Source organism: Corynebacterium sp. MSK006 (assembly GCF_030232385.1).
GTDB lineage: Bacteria > Actinomycetota > Actinomycetes > Mycobacteriales > Mycobacteriaceae > Corynebacterium > Corynebacterium frankenforstense_A.
Genome location: NZ_JASPJZ010000015.1, coordinates 20,426 through 38,589 on the forward strand (window position 1 = coordinate 20,426; position 18,164 = coordinate 38,589).

The 18,164-nt window shown below is 71.2% G+C and carries 18 protein-coding genes; 17 read left to right on the forward strand and 1 reads right to left on the reverse strand.

Annotation, left to right across the window (positions count from 1 at the left end):
• The first annotated feature begins 43 nt into the window (after window positions 1-43).
• The 15 genes from glmS (at window position 44) to groL (ending at window position 15,954) form a co-directional block, all read left to right on the forward strand.
• Window positions 44-1,906, forward strand: coding sequence for a glutamine--fructose-6-phosphate transaminase (isomerizing) (glmS, locus tag QQA02_RS08860; RefSeq protein WP_284776062.1), 1,863 nt, complete (start codon window positions 44-46; stop codon window positions 1,904-1,906).
• Window positions 1,903-3,081 (forward strand): alanine racemase, encoded by a 1,179-nt coding sequence (gene alr, locus QQA02_RS08865; RefSeq protein ID WP_284864155.1) that lies wholly within the window; start codon window positions 1,903-1,905, stop codon window positions 3,079-3,081. The genes glmS and alr overlap by 4 nt, the downstream gene beginning before the upstream one ends.
• Window positions 3,078-3,575, forward strand: a complete 498-nt coding sequence (gene tsaE / locus QQA02_RS08870; protein ID WP_284864156.1) for a tRNA (adenosine(37)-N6)-threonylcarbamoyltransferase complex ATPase subunit type 1 TsaE — start codon at window positions 3,078-3,080, stop codon at window positions 3,573-3,575. The genes alr and tsaE overlap by 4 nt, the downstream gene beginning before the upstream one ends.
• On the forward strand, window positions 3,572-4,360 hold the full coding sequence (locus QQA02_RS08875; RefSeq protein WP_284776055.1) for a class I SAM-dependent methyltransferase: 789 nt from the start codon (window positions 3,572-3,574) through the stop codon (window positions 4,358-4,360). The genes tsaE and QQA02_RS08875 overlap by 4 nt, the downstream gene beginning before the upstream one ends.
• A gap of 79 nt (window positions 4,361-4,439) precedes the next feature.
• Window positions 4,440-5,000, forward strand: a complete 561-nt coding sequence (locus QQA02_RS08880; protein WP_284776053.1) for a vitamin K epoxide reductase family protein — start codon at window positions 4,440-4,442, stop codon at window positions 4,998-5,000.
• 382 nt (window positions 5,001-5,382) lie between these two features.
• Window positions 5,383-6,378: an iron uptake transporter permease EfeU gene (gene efeU, locus QQA02_RS08885; RefSeq protein ID WP_284776052.1), complete on the forward strand. Its 996-nt coding sequence runs from the start codon at window positions 5,383-5,385 to the stop codon at window positions 6,376-6,378.
• Entirely contained in the window at window positions 6,378-7,592 is a 1,215-nt protein-coding gene (efeO, locus tag QQA02_RS08890) for an iron uptake system protein EfeO (RefSeq protein ID WP_284864157.1), read from the forward strand. The genes efeU and efeO overlap by 1 nt, the downstream gene beginning before the upstream one ends.
• Window positions 7,593-7,702: 110 nt before the next feature.
• Window positions 7,703-8,947 (forward strand): Dyp-type peroxidase, encoded by a 1,245-nt coding sequence (locus tag QQA02_RS08895; RefSeq protein ID WP_502870988.1) that lies wholly within the window; start codon window positions 7,703-7,705, stop codon window positions 8,945-8,947.
• Between the two features lie 247 nt (window positions 8,948-9,194).
• Entirely contained in the window at window positions 9,195-10,790 is a 1,596-nt protein-coding gene (locus QQA02_RS08900; RefSeq protein WP_284864184.1) for an aspartate:alanine exchanger family transporter, read from the forward strand.
• 27 nt (window positions 10,791-10,817) lie between these two features.
• A complete protein-coding gene (gene tsaB / locus QQA02_RS08905) occupies window positions 10,818-11,480 on the forward strand; it encodes a tRNA (adenosine(37)-N6)-threonylcarbamoyltransferase complex dimerization subunit type 1 TsaB (RefSeq protein WP_284864159.1) in 663 nt (220 codons plus the stop codon).
• Window positions 11,481-11,563: 83 nt separating this feature from the next.
• Window positions 11,564-12,022, forward strand: coding sequence for a ribosomal protein S18-alanine N-acetyltransferase (gene rimI / locus QQA02_RS08910; protein ID WP_284864185.1), 459 nt, complete (start codon window positions 11,564-11,566; stop codon window positions 12,020-12,022).
• A gap of 82 nt (window positions 12,023-12,104) precedes the next feature.
• Window positions 12,105-13,157, forward strand: coding sequence for a tRNA (adenosine(37)-N6)-threonylcarbamoyltransferase complex transferase subunit TsaD (gene tsaD, locus QQA02_RS08915; RefSeq protein ID WP_284864160.1), 1,053 nt, complete (start codon window positions 12,105-12,107; stop codon window positions 13,155-13,157).
• Window positions 13,158-13,315: 158 nt separating this feature from the next.
• Window positions 13,316-13,735 (forward strand): hypothetical protein, encoded by a 420-nt coding sequence (locus QQA02_RS08920; protein ID WP_284864161.1) that lies wholly within the window; start codon window positions 13,316-13,318, stop codon window positions 13,733-13,735.
• 290 nt (window positions 13,736-14,025) lie between these two features.
• Window positions 14,026-14,325, forward strand: coding sequence for a co-chaperone GroES (gene groES / locus QQA02_RS08925; protein WP_075663288.1), 300 nt, complete (start codon window positions 14,026-14,028; stop codon window positions 14,323-14,325).
• Between the two features lie 15 nt (window positions 14,326-14,340).
• Window positions 14,341-15,954 carry a chaperonin GroEL gene (gene groL, locus QQA02_RS08930; protein ID WP_284864162.1) on the forward strand — a complete coding sequence of 538 codons (1,614 nt, stop codon included), beginning with the start codon at window positions 14,341-14,343 and terminating at the stop codon, window positions 15,952-15,954.
• A 172-nt stretch (window positions 15,955-16,126) separates the two neighbouring features.
• Here the strand turns inward: groL and QQA02_RS08935 are convergent, their stop codons facing one another.
• Complete coding sequence (locus tag QQA02_RS08935; RefSeq protein ID WP_075663290.1) at window positions 16,127-16,414, reverse strand: WhiB family transcriptional regulator; 288 nt, start codon at window positions 16,412-16,414, stop codon at window positions 16,127-16,129.
• Between the two features lie 341 nt (window positions 16,415-16,755).
• Between QQA02_RS08935 and QQA02_RS08940 the strand changes: the two genes are divergently transcribed.
• Both QQA02_RS08940 and QQA02_RS08945 read left to right on the forward strand, forming a co-directional pair.
• Entirely contained in the window at window positions 16,756-17,328 is a 573-nt protein-coding gene (locus QQA02_RS08940) for a sigma-70 family RNA polymerase sigma factor (protein ID WP_284776039.1), read from the forward strand.
• Window positions 17,321-18,109 carry a hypothetical protein gene (locus QQA02_RS08945; RefSeq protein WP_284864163.1) on the forward strand — a complete coding sequence of 263 codons (789 nt, stop codon included), beginning with the start codon at window positions 17,321-17,323 and terminating at the stop codon, window positions 18,107-18,109. Before QQA02_RS08940 ends, QQA02_RS08945 begins: the two co-directional genes overlap by 8 nt.
• The last annotated feature ends 55 nt before the right edge of the window (window positions 18,110-18,164 follow it).

Consider the following 18,164-nt stretch of genomic DNA (forward strand, 5'->3'; position numbering starts at 1 on the left):
GTGCGATTCACGTGGCGGTCGACGCGCCGGTAGCCTGATGGCCATGTGTGGAATTGTTGGATACGTGGGTGACCGGGCGGGGCTGACCGTCGCGGTGGACGCCCTGCGCAGGATGGAGTACCGCGGCTACGACTCGGCCGGTGTCGCCGTCGCCGACCAGGGCCGGGTCTCCGTGGCCAAGCGCGCCGGAAAGCTGGCCAACCTCGAGGACCGGATCGAGGAGATCGGGGCCGACAAGCTGGCCGGGACCACCGCCATCGGGCACACCCGCTGGGCGACCCACGGCCGCCCGGTCGACGAGAACGCCCACCCCCACCTGTCGTACGACGGCAAGGTGGCCATCGTCCACAACGGCATCATCGAGAACTTCGCCGCCCTGCGCGCCGAGCTCGAGCGCGACGACGTGGAGCTCGTCTCCGAGACCGACTCCGAGGTCGCCGCCCACCTGATGGCCAAGGCCTACAACGAGGGCGAGACCGCCGGCGACTTCGAGGCCAGCGCCCTGGCCGTGGTCAACCGCCTCGAGGGCGCGTTCACCCTGCTGTTCCTGCACGCCGACCACCCGGACCGCGTCGTCGCGGCCCGCCGCTCCACCCCGCTGCTCGTCGGCGTCGGTGACGGCGAGATGTTCCTCGGCTCCGACGTCGCGGCCTTCATCGAGTACACCAAGGAGGCCGTCGAGCTCGGCCAGGACAACGTCGTGGTCATCGACCGCGACGGCTACCGCATCCTCAACCTGGACGGCACCGAGGCCACCGGCCGCCCCTTCACCATCGACTGGGACCTCGAGGCCGCGGAGAAGGGCGGCTACGACTCCTTCATGATGAAGGAGATCAACGAGCAGCCCGCCGCCGTGCGTGACACCCTGGCAGGCCACTGCCAGGACGGTCGCATCGTCCTCGACGAGCAGAACTTCTCCGACGAGTTCCTCAAGAGCATCGACCAGGTCTTCGTCGTCGCCTGCGGCTCGGCCTACCACTCGGGCCTTCTGGCCAAGTACGCCATCGAGCACTGGGCGCGCGTGCCCGTCCAGATCGAGGTCGCCAGCGAGTTCCGCTACCGCGACCCCGTCGTCGACGCGCGCACCTTGGTCATCGCCATCTCCCAGTCCGGCGAGACCGCCGACACCCTCGAGGCCGTGCGCCACGCGAAGTCGCAGGGCGCGAAGGTGTTGGCCGTGTGCAACACCAACGGCTCGCAGATCCCGCGCGAGTCCGACGGTGTGCTCTACACGCACGCCGGCCCGGAGATCGGTGTGGCCTCCACCAAGGCCTTCCTGGCCCAGGTGGCCGCCAACTACATCGTCGGCCTGGCCATCGCCCAGGCCAAGGGCACCAAGTACCCCGACGAGATCCGCGAGATCTGGGACACCCTCGAGGAGATCCCCGCCAAGATCGAGCCGCTGCTCGAGGCCGCCGGCCAGTGCGAGGAGATCGCCCACCACCTCGGCGCCCTGCCGACGATGCTCTTCCTCGGCCGCGGCGTGGGCTACCCGGTCGCGCTCGAGGGCGCGCTCAAGCTCAAGGAGCTGGCCTACATCCACGCCGAGGGCTTCCCGGCCGGTGAGCTCAAGCACGGCCCGATCGCCCTGATCGAGGACGACCTGCCCGTCGTCGTCATCGTGCCCAGCCCGCGCGGGGTGCCCCAGCTGCACTCCAAGATCGTCTCCAACATCCAGGAGATCCGCGCCCGCGGCGCGAAGACCATCGTCATCGCGGAGGAGGGCGACACCGCCGTCGAGCCCTACGCCAACTGGCTGATCCGCATGCCGCAGACCTCCACGATCATGCAGCCGCTGCTGGCGACCGTCCCGCTGCAGTTCCTCGCGGCCTACATCGCCCGGGAGTGCGGCAACGAGGACATCGACAAGCCGCGCAACCTGGCGAAGTCGGTGACCGTGGAGTGAGAGGGCACAAGTCCGGGACGAACCTTCTGGAACTGCGGATCGACCTGGACGCCGTCGCGCGCAACACGCGGGCGCTCAAGAAGTCCGTCGACCCGGCCCAGCTGATGGCCGTGGTCAAGGCCGACGCCTACAACCACGGCCCGGTCGAGGTCGCGCGCACGGCGCTTGACGCCGGCGCCGACCAGCTCGGCGTGGCCACCCTCGACGAGGCCCACCAGCTGCGCGAGGCCGGGGTGAGCGCCCCGGTGCTGGCGTGGATCTGGTCGCCGGAGCAGGACGTCGCCTCCGCGCTGGACGCGCACATCGACCTGGCGGTCATCTCGCCGGAGCACGCCCGCGCCATCATCGCCACCGGCCGCCCCGCCCGGGTGACGGTCAAGGTGGAGACGGGCATGCACCGCTCCGGGGTCGACGAGGCGGACTGGGGCAAGGTCTTCGCGATGCTGCGCGACGCCCCGCAGGTCACCGTCACCGGCCTGATGAGCCACCTGGCCTGCGGCGACGTTCCCGGCGACGCGCAGAACAACCTGCAGGCCTCGCATTTCCGCGCCGCGATCGCCCGCGCGCGCACCCTCGGCCTGGCGGTGCCGGTCAACCACCTGACCAACTCCCCGGGCACGCTCTCGCGGCCGGACCTGCGCTTCGAGATGGTCCGCCCCGGTGCGGCCCTCTACGGCCTGGAGACCGTCGCCGGCGTTCCCGAGGACGAGCACGGCCTGGAGCCGGCGATGAGCTGGGTCGGCCGCATCACCGTGGTCAAGCCCGTCGCCGCCGGCGAGGGCACCAGCTACGGCATGACCTGGCGTGCCCCCGAGGACGGCTACCTGGCCGTCGTGCCGGCCGGCTACGCCGACGGGCTGCCGCGCGCCTGGCAGGGCCGCTTCGGCGTGACCGTCAGGGGCCGCGCCTACCCGCAGGTCGGCCGGGTGTGCATGGACCAGCACGTCATCTTCCTCGGCGACAACCCCGACGGGGTGGCCCCGGGCGACGATGCCGTCATCTTCGGCGCCGGCGGGGTGAGCGCCACCCGGCTGGCCGAGCAGGTCGGCACCATCAACTACGAGGTCGTCTCGTGCCCGACCGGACGCACCCGTCGCGTCTTCGTGGGCGGTTCGATTGACGACGTCCCGCGGGTCGCCGCGGGTGGTTCCGGCACCGCGGGCGGTGCCCGATGAAGGCCGGGCTCGGTGAGCGCGGCGAGATCCGCGCCGAGACCGCGGAGGACACCCGGGCCTTCGGCGAGCGCCTCGGCGGGCTGCTCGAGGCCGGTGACGTGGTCATCCTCGACGGCCCGCTGGGCGCCGGCAAGACGACCATGACCCAGGGCCTGGCCCGCGGCATGGGCGTGCGCGGCCGGGTGACCTCGCCGACGTTCACCATCGCCCGCGAGCACCGGGCCACCGAGCCGGGCGCGCCGGGGCTCATCCACGTCGACGCCTACCGGCTGCTCGGCGACGGCGGGGGAGACCCCGTCGGCGCGCTCGACAGCCTGGACCTGGAGTCGCGCCTCGACGAGGCCGCCGTGGTGGCCGAGTGGGGCGAGAGGCTCGTCGGCCAGATCGCCGGCACCTGCCTGGTCGTCCACCTGGACCGCACGACCGCGGTCGAGGAAGACCCGGACAGCGAGGCGCGCATCATCTCCTGGCGCTGGGAAGGAAACGACGCATGAGTGACGGACAGCAGACGGACCGAAGCGCCGCAGGCGGCGTGACCGGCGGCGCGCTCTTCGACGCCGGCGGCGACTACGCCGCCTTCCGGCTGGACTACCCGGCCGAGCTCTCCGGGCGCCTGGCCGAGGCCGCCCCGGGCCGCGGGCTGGCCGTCGACGTCGGCTGCGGCACCGGGCAGCTGACCGCCCGGCTGGCCGAGCACTTCCAGCTGACCGTGGGCCTGGACCCGGCCACCACACAGGTGCGCCACGGCACGGGCGCGGCGCGCTACGTCGCAGCCGCCGCCGAGCAGCTGCCGCTGCCGGGCTCCTGCGCGGACCTGATCACCGTGGCCCAGGCCGCCCACTGGGTGGACCTGCCCGGCTTCTTCACCGAGGCCGGACGCATCGCGAAGCCCGCCGCCCCGGTCGCGCTGGTCTCCTACGGGGTGGCCGAGCCCGGGCCGGGCACGCCGGTGGCTGAAGCCTTCCGGGAGTTCTACTACGGGCCCTTCCACCGCTTCTGGGACCCGCGCCGCCGCCTGGTCGAGGAGAACCTGCGCTCGGTGGAGGTGCCGCTGGAGCGGACCTTCCGCGAGGACTCCCACCTGGTCCGCGAGATGGACCTGCACGGTTTCGCCGGCTACCTGGGCACCTGGTCGGCGCTGCGCACCGCCCGCGAGGAGGGCGAGGGCGCGCTGATGGACGACTTCCTGGGGCACCTGGCCCAGCTGTGGGGCGATCCCGCGACGGTCCGCGAGGTGCGCTGGCCGCTGGTCGTCCTCGGCGGCTACGCGCCGGAATAATACTGCCGACGCGTCAACAACTTGGAAGTGTGACTAATCTGTAGGGGTCTTTCAACCACCGCCCCGAAAGGGAGTCCCCGTGCTCACCAAGCCCCATCGCGTCCTCGGCTGGATCATCTTCCTCCTCGGAGCCGTCGGCCTGGCCGCCGCGCTCGTGCTCACCGTCGAGTACCTGCACATCGCCGCCGACGAAGACTACGTCGCCAGCTGCGACGTCAACGCCGTGCTCTCCTGTGGCTCGGTGATGCGCTCGAACTCCTCGGCCGTCATCGGCGGCATCCCGAACTCGCTGTTCGGTGTCGCCGGCTTCGCCGCCGTGACCGCCATCGGCGCGGCGCTGGCCGCGGGTGCCGTCTTCGCCGGCTGGTTCTGGTTCCTCATCCAGGTCGGGGTCACCGTCGCGCTGATCTTCGTGCACTGGATGTTCTACGACTCCGTCTTCGTGCTCGGCCTGCTGTGCCCGTACTGCATGGTCGTGTGGGCGGTGACCATCCCGCTGTTCGTGCTGGTCACCTCCGAGACCGTGCGCAGCTACGGCGGCAGCACCGTGCTCTACCGCTGGCGCTGGCTGATCATCCTCGTGTGGGTTGCGGTTATCGCGGCCGTGGTGATCTCGCGCAACTACGAGTACCTCTTCTGAGCCGTGCTGACTCCGCACTGATCTCGCGCTGATCCGGCGGCGGCGCCCGCCCCGCCGGTCGCCCCAGAGCCTCTCCTCGGGACCCACCGGAGAGTCTCGTCCCAAAACCCGGGCCGCACCCGCTGCGCCCGGGTTTTTCGCGTGTCCGGCGCCGGTATGTCCGGGGTCGGCACCTTTACGTGTCGCCGCGGGGGAAGCATGTCCCCCCCCCCGAATAAGGGCGGCTTAGGCATGCCTGGGCAAACATATTGAGTTATCTACTAATTCGATAGTGGTTATGTTATGCAGGTGAGCCTAGGCTTAACGTCTGCCGGTCCCGAGGTTCTCGAAAACGAGACGCCGGAACGGGGGACCGGCGGTACCGAAAGGCGGTGGGATCAACGTGTTCCTCGCAAACTTTCTGATCGCCCTGCGAGAGGGCGTGGAGGCCGCCCTGATCGTCGGCATCCTCGTCGCCTACCTCAAGAAGGTCGGGCGCACCGACGTCCTGCCCCGCATGTGGGTCGGCGTGGTCATCGCGGTCGTCGTGCCGCTGGCCGCCGGCGCCCTGATGACCTGGGGCCCCTACACCCTGACATTCCAGGCGCAGGAGATCCTCGGCGGATCCCTCTCGCTCGTCGCCGTCGCCATGATCACGGGGATGATCCTGTGGATGGGCAAGAGCGGCAAGAAGATGGGCGCCGACATCACCGGCAAGGCCGACGCCGCGCTCGCCGACGACGCCTCCGGCCGGGGGATCGTCTGGCTGGCCGTCCTCTCGGTCGGCCGTGAGGGCGTCGAGACCGCCGTCTTCGTGTGGGCCACCGTCAAGGCGACCACCGACGGCGGCTTCTGGCAGCCTTCCGTGGGCGTGCTGACCGGCCTGATCGTCGCCGTCTCCATCGGCTGGCTGGTCTACCGCGGCACCGCCCGGATCAACCTGTCGGTGTTCTTCCAGATCACCGGCCTGCTGCTCATCTTCGTGGCCGCAGGCATCGTCTCCTACGGCATCGGCGACCTCCAGGAGGCCTCCGTCCTGCCGGGCTGGGGCGTGCCGGCCTACGACATCACCGGCTACTTCGACGGCTCGATCCCGGGGCTCTCCCCGGACACGGTCTGGTTCGTCCTTCTCGAGGCGATGTTCAACCTCAACCTCGCCCCGACCTATCTGCAGGTCATCGGCTGGGTGGTCTACCTGGTCATCGTCCTGCCGATCTTCATAATCAACATCCGCGGCACTCGGCGTGCCGTGAAGCGTGCGGAGCGCTCGGGGCGCAGCCCCGAGGGCGACGCCCCCGCCGACGGTTCCGGGCCCGCCCCGGCGACCGCCGTGGACATCGGAAACCCCGGGGTCCACCCGGCGGCCGCGCACGCGTGCTCCCGAAAGGAAGAACAGTAATGAATCGACGCATTCTCTCCGTGGGCGCCGCCGCGCTCGTGCTGCCCGCGGCCCTCGCAGGGTGTGTGGCCAACGACGACGGCGCCTCCTCCGGCACCGACGCCGCCGGCTCCGGTGACCCGATCGCCGTCGAGATCGACGAGACCACCTGCGACGTCGCCGTCAGCGAGGCGACCTCCGGCCAGGTGAAGTTCACCCTGAACAACAAGGGCCCCGCCAAGAACGAGTTCGAGGTCCTCGCCGAGGACAAGCTGCGCATCGTCGGCGAGCTGGAGAACCTCGGGCCCGGCACCACCCGCGACTTCACCGTGCTCCTCGAGCCGGGCACCTACTACACCGCCTGCAAGAAGAACATGGTCGGCTCCCTGGTCGACGCCCGCGAGTTCACCGTCACCGGCGACGCCGTCGAGCTGGCCGCCGACGACAAGGCCGCCATCGACGAGGGCGTCAAGCAGTACGAGGCCTACATCCGCGACCAGTCCGGTCAGCTGCTCGAGGCCACCAAGAACTTCGCCGAGTCCTACAAGGCCGGCGACGACGAGGCCGCCCGCGCCCAATACGCCCCGGCCCGCATGTTCTACGAGCGCATCGAGCCGACCGCCGAGGCCTTCGGCGACATCGACCCCGCCCTCGACGAGCGCGAGGCCGACTACCAGGAGGCCGACGACACCGCCGACCGCGAGTGGACCGGCTGGCACGTCATCGAGAAGGACCTCTGGCAGCCCAAGCCCGAGGACAACGACGGCAAGGCCTACCAGCCCTTCAGCCCGGCCGACCGCGCCAAGTACGCCGACAAGCTGGTCGCCGACACCCAGGAGCTCTACGACCTCGTCTACGCCGACGACTTCGAGGTGAACATCGACGACATCTCCAACGGTGCGATCTCGCTGCTCGAGGAGGTCGCCACCACCAAGATCACCGGTGAGGAGGAGTTCTTCAGCCACACCGACCTGTGGGACTTCCAGGCCAACCTGGAGGGCGCGGAGGTCGCCTTCGGCAACGTCGAGGCCCTGGCCAAGAAGAAGGACCCGGAGCTGACCGAGCAGATCAACCAGCGCATCGGAGACCTCAAGGACGAGCTGGCCAAGTACAAGGAGGGTGACGGCTACGTCTACTACGACACCCTCAACGACCAGCAGACCCGCGAGCTCGCCGACAAGGTCGACGCGCTGCGCGTGCCGCTGGCCAAGCTGACCGAGGCCATCCTGTCGTGACCGACACCCAGGACAACCCCGGCCTGAACGGCACCGACGGCGCGGGCGCCCGGGGCGCGCACACCGCCGACGCCGGTACATCGGACAGCTTCACCGTCAACCGCCGCACGATGCTCATGGGCGGCATCGGCGCCAGCGCCGCGCTCGGCCTGGCCGGGTTCGGCGCGGGCTACGGCACCGCTCGGGCCACCGCGGACAGTCCAGCCTCCGACGAGGTGGTGCCCTTCCGCGGCGAGCACCAGTCCGGCATCGTGACCCCGGCGCAGCAGCAGATGATCGCCGTGGCCTTCGACATGACCGCCGGACGGCGCGAGGACCTCAGGCAGCTGCTCGAGGACTGGACGCTGGCCGCCGAGCGCATGCAGGCCGGCGAGCCGGTCAACGGCCCGAAGGCGCGCGACGACGTCCCGCCGGACGACACCGGCGAGGCGATGGGCCTGGGCACCGGTGCCCTGACCATCACCTTCGGCTTCGGCGCGAGCCTGTTCGAGCACCCCGAGGACGGCGACCGCTTCGGCCTGGCCGCCCACTGCCCGCAGGTGCTCAAGGACGGCATGCCGCGCATGGCCGCCGAGAAGATGGACGAGTCCATCTGCAACGGCGACCTACTCGTGCAGATCTGCGGCGAGGACCCGATGGTGGTCCTGCACGCGATGCACCAGTTCAAGCGCATCGCCTTCGGCACCGCCTCGGTCAAGTGGATGCAGCTCGGCTACGGGCGCACCTCCTCGACCTCCACGGAGCAGGAGACCCCGCGCAACTTCTTCGGCTTCAAGGACGGCACCTCCAACATCAAGACGGAGGACACCGACGAGGAGCTGGACAAGCACCTGTGGATCCAGCCCGGCGACGACGCCGGCGACTGGGCCGCGGGCGGCTCGTACCTGTGCTTCCGCAAGATCCACATGATGATGGAGGTCTGGGACGAGCTGATCCTCTCCGAGCAGGAGACGATCATCGGCCGCGACAAGCTCAAGGGCGCGCCCAACTCGGGCGGCGACGAGTTCACCGACCCGGACTTCGAGAAGACCGGCGACGACGGCGAGCCGCTGATCGACCCGACCAGCCACGTGGCCAAGGTCCATCCGTCCCACCACGGCGGCGCGCGGATGCTGCGGCGCGGCTACAACTACACGGAGGGACTGACCAAGTTCGGCCGGCTCAACGCCGGGCTGTTCTTCATCGCCTTCGTGCGCAACCCCGCGACCAACTTCATCCCGCAGTTGAAGGCCATGTACGACGACCAGATGACCGAGTACCTCCAGCACATCGCCAAGGGCATGTTCATCATCCCCGGCGGTCTGCGCGAGGAGGACTCGATGGTCGGTCAGCGGCTCTTCGAGGTCTCGGAGTAGCCCCGCGCGGCCGGGGGAAAGGCACCGCGCCCGCGCGGGCCAGCCCCGGCCGCACTCCCGCCGCCCACGGTGGGAACCACCTGACGCCCGCCTGAGCACAGGCTGTCACGCCCGGGCCCGCCCCATCCGGGGGCAGGCCCGGGCGTCGGCGTGGGTGCACATTCATTTTGTTGCCTAACCGGGCGTTTCCGGGCACAATCGCAGCCGGTAATGCCCGCCGAGTGAAGGAGCCCTGGAGCCCGTGGCAGTGCTAGATTTCCTGGCCGATCAACCTCTCATCGCGATGTTTTTGATCCTCGCGGTGGGTCTGGCGGTCGGCAAGATCAAGGTCGCGGGCCTGGCGCTCGGCGCCTCCGCGGTCCTCTTCGTCGCCCTGGGCCTCAGCGCGATGAACCCGGAGATCAGCCTGCCCACGCTCGTCTACCAGCTGGGCCTGGCGCTGTTCGTCTACGCGATCGGCCTGACCGCCGGCCGCGAGTTCTTCGCCTCCTTCCTCTCGCGCGGCTGGAAGCTCAACGCCTTCCTGGCGGTCTTCTTGCTCGTCCTCGTCGGCCTGACCTACGCGCTGGTGCAGGCCTTCGGCCTCGACCCGATCAAGGGCTCGGGCATGTTCGCCGGCGCCCTGACCTCGACGCCTGCCATGGCCGCCATCGTCGACATGCTCGACGCCTCCCAGGGTGCGGACGTGGTCGTCGGCTACTCGCTGGCCTACCCGGGTGCGGTCATCGCCGCCATCGTCATCGCGGCGGCCGGCTCGGCGATCCTCAAGGTCGACCACGTCGCCGACGCCCGCAAGGAGGGCCTGATCGTCGCGCCCGTGCAGTGGCGCGCGATCTCTCTGCGCAGCGGCATCAGTGGCGCGATCCGCGACCTGCCCGTGGTGGCCGACGAGCCCGTCTCGGCGACCCGCCTGCAGCTGCCCGACGGCACCCACACCCTGGCCGACCCGGACCGCCCGGTCGAGCCCGGCATGGTCGTCGTCCTCAACGGCACCGAGGAGGCGCTCAACGCCGCCGAGGCCGTCCTCGGCGAGGCCGTGCCGATGTCCCTGGAGCGCTCCGGGCTGATGTTCCGCCGCCTGACGCTGTCCAACCCGAACGTCGCCGGCAAGACCGTCGGTGAACTCGACACCGTCGCCCACGGCTTCACCATCGCCCGCGTGCGCCGCGGCGACTCCGACATCGCCCCGAGCGACGACCTGGTGCTCAACTACTCCGACCGCGTGCGCGTGGTCACCACCCCGGAGCGCCTGCCGGAGGTCAACCGCTTCTTCGGCGACTCCGAGCGCTCCCTGGCCGACCTGAACCTGCTGCCCCTCGCCCTGGGCCTGCTCGCCGGCCTGATCCTCGGCGCGATCCCGATCCCGCTGCCCGGCGGCTCGGTGCTCTCGCTCGGCTTCGGCGGCGGCCCGATCATCGCCGGCCTGATCCTCGGCGCGCTCACCCGCACCGGCGGCATCAACTGGCAGATCCCGTACCACGCCAACCGCACGCTCTCCACGCTCGGCCTGTCGATCTTCCTGGCCGGCGTGGGCACCACCGCCGGCGCGGGCTTCCGCGACGCCCTGACCGACGCCTCCAGCCTCTACTACATCGCCGCCGGCTTCGTGGTCACCGTCGTGGTCTACCTCGTCAGCGCCGCGGTCGGCATGTGGCTGCTGCACCTGACCTGGGACGAGGCGATGGGTGTAGCCGCCGGTGCCTCGACCAACCCGGCCGTGATCTCCTACCTCAACGAGCAGACCGGCACCGAGCTGGCCGCCCGCGGCTACGCCACCGTCTACCCGACGGGCATGGTCGGCAAGATCATCGCCGGCCAGCTGCTGGTCCTGCTGCTCGTCTGACCGGGGCGGGGCAGTAGGGTTGCGCGTGTGACAACGCTCGCCCTGGACACCTCAACCGCCCGCCTCGTCGTCGGACTCGTCGACGAGATTTCCGACGCCGCGCTTCCTGCGCCCGTCGTGCGCGCCGCCCGCGTGCTCGACGACGCCCGGCGCCACAACGAGCTGCTCGTGCCGACCATCGCCGAGGTGCTCGCCGAGGCGGGCCTGACCTACGCCGACATCGACCGGGTGGTCTGCGGCTGCGGCCCGGGCCCCTTCACCGGCCTGCGCGTGGGCATGGCCACCGCCGCCGCCACCGCCGACGCCCTGGGCGTGCCCCTGCGGGGGGTCTGCTCCCTGGACGCCGTGGCGCGCTCGCCGCGCCTGAGCGGGAGGGTCGCGCTCGTCGTCTCCGACGCGCGGCGCCGCGAGGCCTACTGGGCCACCTACGACGCCGCCGGTGAGCGCACCGCCGGCCCCGAGGTCTGCGCCCCGGCCGACCTGCCGGTGCCCGAGGGCCTCGCCGTGGTCAGCGCGCCGCACACGCTCGCGGAGAAGCTGCCGGAGACCGGCGACGCCGAGCTCGTCGAGCTCTACCCGGAGCCTGCCGGCCTGGTCACCGCCCCCGAGGTCGAGTTCCGGCCCATCTACCTGCGCCGCCCCGACGCCGTCGCGCCGACGGTGCGCGTCTCCCCGGCGCTGCGCCCGTGAGGGGGCGCCCGATTGACGACGTCGCGCCCGGCGCCGTCGGCGGTGACGGCGCCGCGGGCCGGGACGGCGCCGCAGGCGGCGCCGTGACCTGGCGCGGGCTCGAGGGCCGCGACGCCGCGCGCTGCGCGGAGCTGGAACGCCTCCTCTTCCCGGGCGAGAGCCCGTGGCCCGAGCGGGCCTTCCGCGAGGAGTTCGCCGCGCGCTCGACGGTCTACGTCGGCTGCGAGATCGACGGCCTGCTCGTCGGCTACGCCGGCCTCGGCATCGTTGGGCCCCTGCGCGACCCCGAGTTCGAGGTGCACACCGTGGGCGTGGACCCGAAGTTCCAGGGCCGCGGGCTCGGCCGCGGGCTGATGGACGTCCTGCTCGCGGAGGCCGACCGCCTCGGCGGGCCGGTCTTCCTCGAGGTGCGCACGGACAACGCACCGGCCATCGGTCTCTACGAGTCGCTCGGCTTCGAGCGCATCGGGATCCGCCGTGGCTACTACCAGCCCTCGGGGGCGGACGCGTACACGATGCGCCGCGCGGGCGTCGGAAATTGAGACGGTGCGCCGCGCGCGCCGGTGAGGTGTGCGCGGGACGGCGCGTCCGGGCCCGTTTGACCGGCTCGGTAACCTTGAGCGCATGATCATCCTGGGTGTGGAGTCCTCCTGCGACGAGACCGGCGTCGGCTTGGTGCGCCTCGACGACGACGGCACGGTGACGGTCCTGGCCGACCAGGTCGCCTCGTCGATGACCCAGCACGCCCGCTTCGGCGGGGTGGTGCCGGAGATCGCTTCGCGCGCCCACCTCGAGGCCGTCGTGCCCGTCATGCGCGCTGCGCTCAAGGAGGCCGGCATCGAGCGCCCGGACGTGGTGGCCGCCACCGTCGGGCCGGGCCTGGCCGGGGCGTTGCTGGTCGGCGCCTCGGCGGCGAAGGCCTACGCGGCGGCCTGGGGCGTGCCCTTCTACGGCGTCAACCACCTCGGCGGGCACGTCGCCGTCGGCTCGCTGACCGGCGAGGGCGGGCTCGGCCACGCCGTCGCGCTGCTGGTCTCCGGCGGGCACACGCAGTTGCTCGAGGTCGGCGCCGACGGGCTGCCGGTGCGTGAGCTCGGCTCCACCCTCGACGACGCCGCAGGCGAGGCCTACGACAAGGTCTCCCGCCTGCTCGGCCTGGGCTACCCGGGCGGGCCGGCCATCGACTCCGCCGCCCGCGACGGCGACCCGGAGGGGATCGCCTTCCCGCGCGGGCTGATGCGTGCACGCGACGAGGAGCACGGCCACCGCCACGACTTCTCCTTCTCCGGGCTCAAGACCGCCGTGGCCCGCCACGTCGAGGCCGCCGAGCGCGAGGGCCGCACCGTGCGCGTGGCCGACGTGTGCGCCTCCTTCCAGGAGGCCGTCTGCGACGTGCTGACCTTCAAGGCCGTGCGGGCCTGCCGGGACACCGGCGCGGACACGCTGCTGCTCGGCGGGGGAGTGGCGGCCAACTCGCGGCTGCGCGAGCTCGCCGCCGAGCGGTGCGCGGCCGCCGGGATCGTGCTGCGGGTGCCCGAGCCCAAGCTGTGCACCGACAACGGGCTGATGATCGCCACGCTGGCGGCCAAGCTCATCCACAGCGGGGCGCGGCCCTCAGGCTACGCGGTGGGCACGGATACCTCGCTGGAGGTCGACACCCCGCTCGTCGCGGGCTGAGCGGCACGGCGGGTCTGTGCGCGGGGCCGCAAGCACCGAGGCGCGGTGAACCCGCGGCGTCGGCGCGGTGAACGAGAGGTGGCCTGCGCTGCGGAAACATCGGATCCGGGTTAGCGTGAGCCTGACTCTGGCCCGTACCGACCCGATCGAGGACCCTCATGACCCATGGCCTGCTGGTGCAGCCTGACCTCTCCCGCCGCGTCGTCGACTTCGAGCTCGACGACGCGGCCGAACTGCTCGGCGGCCCGGTCGACGGCCGCGTCTCCGTCGTCTTCCAGGAGGAGGGCGACGTCTACGCCGCGCTCTACAGCGCCGGCGCCGCGGCCGCCGGTGCCGAGCCCAACCCGGTCGCCTCCCTGGCCCGCAACGAGGCCGCGACCGGCAACTCCGCCTTCCTGCCCGACCCGACCCGCGCCATCAGCGGCCCGGTGCTCTTCGTCGGCGCCGACGGCGAGGACATCGACGAGGACACCGTCGCCCGCGTCGACGACGCCGTGCGCGCCGTCGAGGCCTACCGCGAGGACGAGCCCGAGGACTTCGCCCTCTGGCGTGCCGCGGTGCTCAACCTCGCCAACTGACCCGCCGGCGCGGTGGCGCACGGGCGACGCCTCACGGGCGCTCGCCCGGAACCGTGCCGTGCCCGCGCACTCCCGGCTTTCGGCCCGCCTCCCGCGACCCTGCAGGGTGCGGGCCTTCGCCGTCCCCGCGGGCGCCCCGGTGCTGGCAGTCATGGTTGTTGAATGCTGGCACTCCCGGGGGTAGAGTGCCAAACAGGTTGACGGACACACAGTTGTCCACCCGCGACGGCGGCTGTGCCTCACTTCCGCGACCCGCAATGAACGAAACTTTCAGCAATGGAGGAATGACAGTGGCAAACGTCAACATCACCCCGCTCGAGGACCGCATCCTGGTCCAGATCAACGAGGCCGAGACCACCACCAAGTCCGGCCTGGTCATCCCGGACACCGCCAAGGAGCGCCCGCAGGAGGCCACCGTCATCGCCGTCGGCAAGGGACGCTTCGATGACGAGGGCAACCGCGTGCCCGTGGACGTCAAGGAGGGTGACACCGTCATCTTCTCGCGTTACGGCGGCACCGAGATCAAGTACGACGGCGAGGACTACCTGATCCTCTCCGCCCGCGACGTGCTCGCGGTCGTCGGCAAGTAAGGGAGGTCCTCTTTTATGGCGAAGCTCATCGCATTCGATCAGGAGGCCCGTGAGGGCATCCTGCGCGGCGTCGACACCCTGGCCGACGCCGTCAAGGTCACCTTGGGCCCGCGCGGCCGCAACGTCGTGCTGGACAAGGCCTTCGGTGGCCCCACCGTCACCAACGACGGCGTGACGATCGCCCGCGAGATCGACGTCGAGGACCCCTTCGAGAACCTCGGCGCCCAGCTGGTCAAGGACGTCGCGATCCGCACCAACGACAACGCCGGTGACGGCACCACCACCGCCACCCTGCTGGCCCGCGCCATCATCAGCGAGGGACTGCGCAACGTCGCCGCGGGCGCCAACCCGCTCGAGCTCGGCGCCGGCATCCACGCCGGTGTCGAGAAGACCGTGGAGCTGCTCCGCGAGCGCGCCACCGACGTCGCCGACGCCGAGGCCATCGCCCAGGTCGCCACCGTCTCCTCGCGCGACGAGCGCGTCGGCGAGATGGTCGCCGGGGCCATGGAGAAGGTCGGCCGCGACGGTGTGGTCACCGTCGAGGAGAGCCAGTCCATGGAGTCCTCCCTGGACGTCACCGAGGGCGTCTCCTTCGACAAGGGCTACCTGTCGCCCTACTTCATCACCGACACCGAGGCGCAGCAGGCCGTGCTCGACGACGCCGTGGTGCTGCTGGTGCGCAACAAGATCTCCTCCCTGCCGGACTTCCTGCCGATCCTGGAGAAGATCGCCGACTCCGGCAAGCAGGCCCTGATCATCGCCGAGGACGTCGAGGGCGAGGCCCTGCAGGCCCTGGTGGTCAACGCCATCCGCAAGACCCTCAAGGTCGCCGCCGTGAAGTCCCCGTACTTCGGCGAGCGTCGCAAGGCCTTCATGGATGACCTGGCCGTGGTCACCGGCGCCACCGTCGTCGACCCGGACCTGGGCATCTCCCTGGCCGAGGCGGGCACCGAGGTGCTCGGTGCCGCCCGGCGTGTCACCATCACCAAGGACGAGACCGTGATCGTGGACGGCGCCGGCTCCGCGGAGGACGTCGAGTCCCGCCGCGCGCAGATCCGCCGCGAGATCGAGACCACGGACTCCTCCTGGGACAAGGAGAAGGCCGAGGAGCGCCTGGCCAAGCTGTCCGGCGGCGTGGCCGTGCTGCGCGTCGGCGCCGCGACCGAGACCGAGGTCTCCGAGCGCAAGCTGCGCGTCGAGGACGCCATCAACGCCGCGCGCGCCGCGGTGCAGGAGGGTATCGTCGCCGGCGGCGGCTCCGCGCTGACCCAGATCTCCCGCGAGATCGACGAGTACGCCGAGCAGTTCGACGGCGACACCCGTGTCGGTGTGCGCGTGCTGGCCCACGCGCTGACCAAGCCGACCTTCTGGATCGCCGAGAACGCCGGCCTGGACGGTGCCGTGGTCGTCTCCCGCACCGCCGAGCTGCCGAACGGGGAGGGCTTCAACGCCCAGACCCTCGAGTACGGCAACCTCATCGACGACGGCATCATCGACCCGGTCAAGGTCACCCACAACGCGGTGGTCAACGCCGGTTCGGTGGGTCGCATGGTGCTGACCACGGAGGCCTCCGTGGTCAACAAGCCGGCCGAGCCCGCCCAGGGCGCCGGCCACGGCCACCAGCACTAGCGCCACCAGCACTAGCGGCTGAACACGGCCGCGCCGCCGTCGCGGACGAACGACGAAGGCCCGTCCCCTCACTCAGGAGGGGGCGGGCCTTCGTCGTCAATAAAACAAGCGCCCCGGCGCGGCGGTGACGTCGACCGCCGCGCCGGGGCGCAGCCTGCGCGCTTCAGGCGCCTTAGACGCGGACGCTCTCGCGGCGCAGGTAGAGCATGCGGTCGGACTCGCTCATGCCACCCCAGATGCCGTAGGGCTCACCGACGGACAGCGCGTGCTCGCGGCAGGCGTCGATGACCGGGCAGGTGTGGCAGATGGCCTTGGCGCGGTTCTCGCGGCGGGCGCGTGCGCGACCCCGCTCACCGTCCGGATGGTAGAAAACGTCCGAGTCCTTACCGCGGCATGCTCCGTGCAGCTGCCAGTCCCAGAAATCCGCGTTCGGACCGGGCAGCAGGTGGGGCTGTGACATCGACTATCTCCTCGTGAACTCTCGTGGCCGCGTTACCAGACGCAGTTAAAGCCTGCTCGGTGAACGAAAAGTGGACGCCCGGTATCTGAACTGTGGAAACAAGGTGCCCTCCCGGGGTTGCGCCTCCGTGAGCAGCGGAAACGTAAAAGGTTAAAGATGGGTTAATTCTCAGCTTCCTCCCACTCCCGGGGGAGGGGCGGCACAAAGTCCCCGGCTATCTGACGGTTGACGGTGCTCTCGCGATACGATGCTGGGCGACCCCTGTCCGCCGCGTGCCCCCGGCGCACGGCCCGGACGCCCCGTCTTTCCCCGATGACACGTAGAGAGATCCGCCAGACGCCGTGAGTGACACCGACGAAGAACTGCGACGGCTCGTTCCGGACGCGGTTTCCGGTGACCGCCGGGCACTGCGCGAGATCATCCGGCTGATCCACCCGCAGGTGCTGCGCTACGCGCGCGCCCGCATCGGCGGCGGCCGCGCCCCGACGGCCGAGGACGTCGCCCAGGAGGTCTGCCTGGCGGTGGCCAACTCCATCGGCCGCTACCGCGACCGCGGCCGGCCGTTCATGGCCTTCGTCTACGGCATCGCCTTCAACAAGGTCGCCGACGCCCACCGCGCCATGGCCCGCGACCACTCGGTGCCCACCGAGGAGGTCCCCGAGACCGGCGGACACGCCGAGGGACCCGAGGCCGCGGTGCTCGCCGCCGACGGCAGTAACAGAGTGCGCGCACTTCTCGATTCACTGGGCGAGAGGGCCCGCGACATCGTGATCCTGCGCGTGATGGTCGGCCTCTCGGCGGACGAGACCGCCGAGATCGTCGGCAGCACCCCCGGTGCGGTTCGGGTGGCCCAGTTCCGTGCGATGAAACGTCTGCGCACGCTGATTGAACAACAGGGAGAGATCAATGGCTGAGCGAGAGCTGGACGCGGTGCGCGAGGAGGATCGGCTCCTCGACGCGCTCGGCGCCGGTGCGGAGGGCTCCGACGAGCTGACCCGCATGCTCGCGGACCTGCGCGACGAGGTCCGCTCGGACGCGCCGCCCGCGCCCGTCTTCCTCGCGGGTTCCGCCGACGGCGCCGCCACCGCGTCCGGCGCGCCCACCGGCGGCCGGCACGCCGCGGTCAGCGACCTCTCCGAGCGCCGCCGCAACCGCCCGTGGCTCGCCGGCTTGGTCGGCGCGGCCGCCGCGACCCTGGTCATCGCCGGCAGCGGACTGGCGCTCAACGCCACCGGCGTGCTGGATCGCGGCCAGGACCAGCAGGCCCTCGTCGAGCTCGCCGGCACCCTCGACCAGATGGAGGAGGCGAGCAACAGCGGCGACGAGGAGACCGCCCGCCGCCTGCTGCTCGAGGCCCGCGAGCTCATCGCCGGCATGGAGGGCCGCACCGCCGAGACCGCCACCGAGCGCCTCGAGCGCACGATCTCGGAGAAAGCCACCGAGACCCCCGGGACCTCCGCCGCGGAGAAGACCTCCGAGAAGTCCGGCGAGCCGACCCGCCCGGAGACGGCCACCGAGACCGTCACCGAGACCAGCACCCTCGTGATCACCACGACCGTGCCCGGCGGCGCCCCCGTGCCGCCCTCGCAGCCGACCAGCGAACCGACGCCGACGACGACCATCCAGCTGCTGCCCGAGACCGACTCCCCGGCGCCGTCCGGCCAGCAGGGCAACGGCGCCCAGGGCAGCAGCTAGCGAAAGCCAGCGCGCCTGCGGCGCGATTGCCGACGTCGTGCGCCGCCCCCGGCGG

Excerpts from the sequence above, each read along its gene's own strand:
- QQA02_RS08875 (WP_284776055.1), top strand. The coding sequence starts at position 3,572 with ATGAGTGACGGACAGCAGACGGACCGAAGCGCCGCAGGCGGCGTGACC.
- QQA02_RS08895 (WP_502870988.1), top strand. The coding sequence starts at position 7,703 with ATGCTCATGGGCGGCATCGGCGCCAGCGCCGCGCTCGGCCTGGCCGGG.
- glmS (WP_284776062.1), top strand. The coding sequence starts at position 44 with ATGTGTGGAATTGTTGGATACGTGGGTGACCGGGCGGGGCTGACCGTC.
- QQA02_RS08920 (WP_284864161.1), top strand. The coding sequence starts at position 13,316 with ATGACCCATGGCCTGCTGGTGCAGCCTGACCTCTCCCGCCGCGTCGTC.
- tsaD (WP_284864160.1), top strand. The coding sequence starts at position 12,105 with ATGATCATCCTGGGTGTGGAGTCCTCCTGCGACGAGACCGGCGTCGGC.
- groL (WP_284864162.1), top strand. The coding sequence starts at position 14,341 with ATGGCGAAGCTCATCGCATTCGATCAGGAGGCCCGTGAGGGCATCCTG.
- QQA02_RS08935 (WP_075663290.1), bottom strand. The coding sequence starts at position 16,414 with ATGTCACAGCCCCACCTGCTGCCCGGTCCGAACGCGGATTTCTGGGAC.
- QQA02_RS08945 (WP_284864163.1), top strand. The coding sequence starts at position 17,321 with ATGGCTGAGCGAGAGCTGGACGCGGTGCGCGAGGAGGATCGGCTCCTC.
- tsaE (WP_284864156.1), top strand. The coding sequence starts at position 3,078 with ATGAAGGCCGGGCTCGGTGAGCGCGGCGAGATCCGCGCCGAGACCGCG.
- efeO (WP_284864157.1), top strand. The coding sequence starts at position 6,378 with ATGAATCGACGCATTCTCTCCGTGGGCGCCGCCGCGCTCGTGCTGCCC.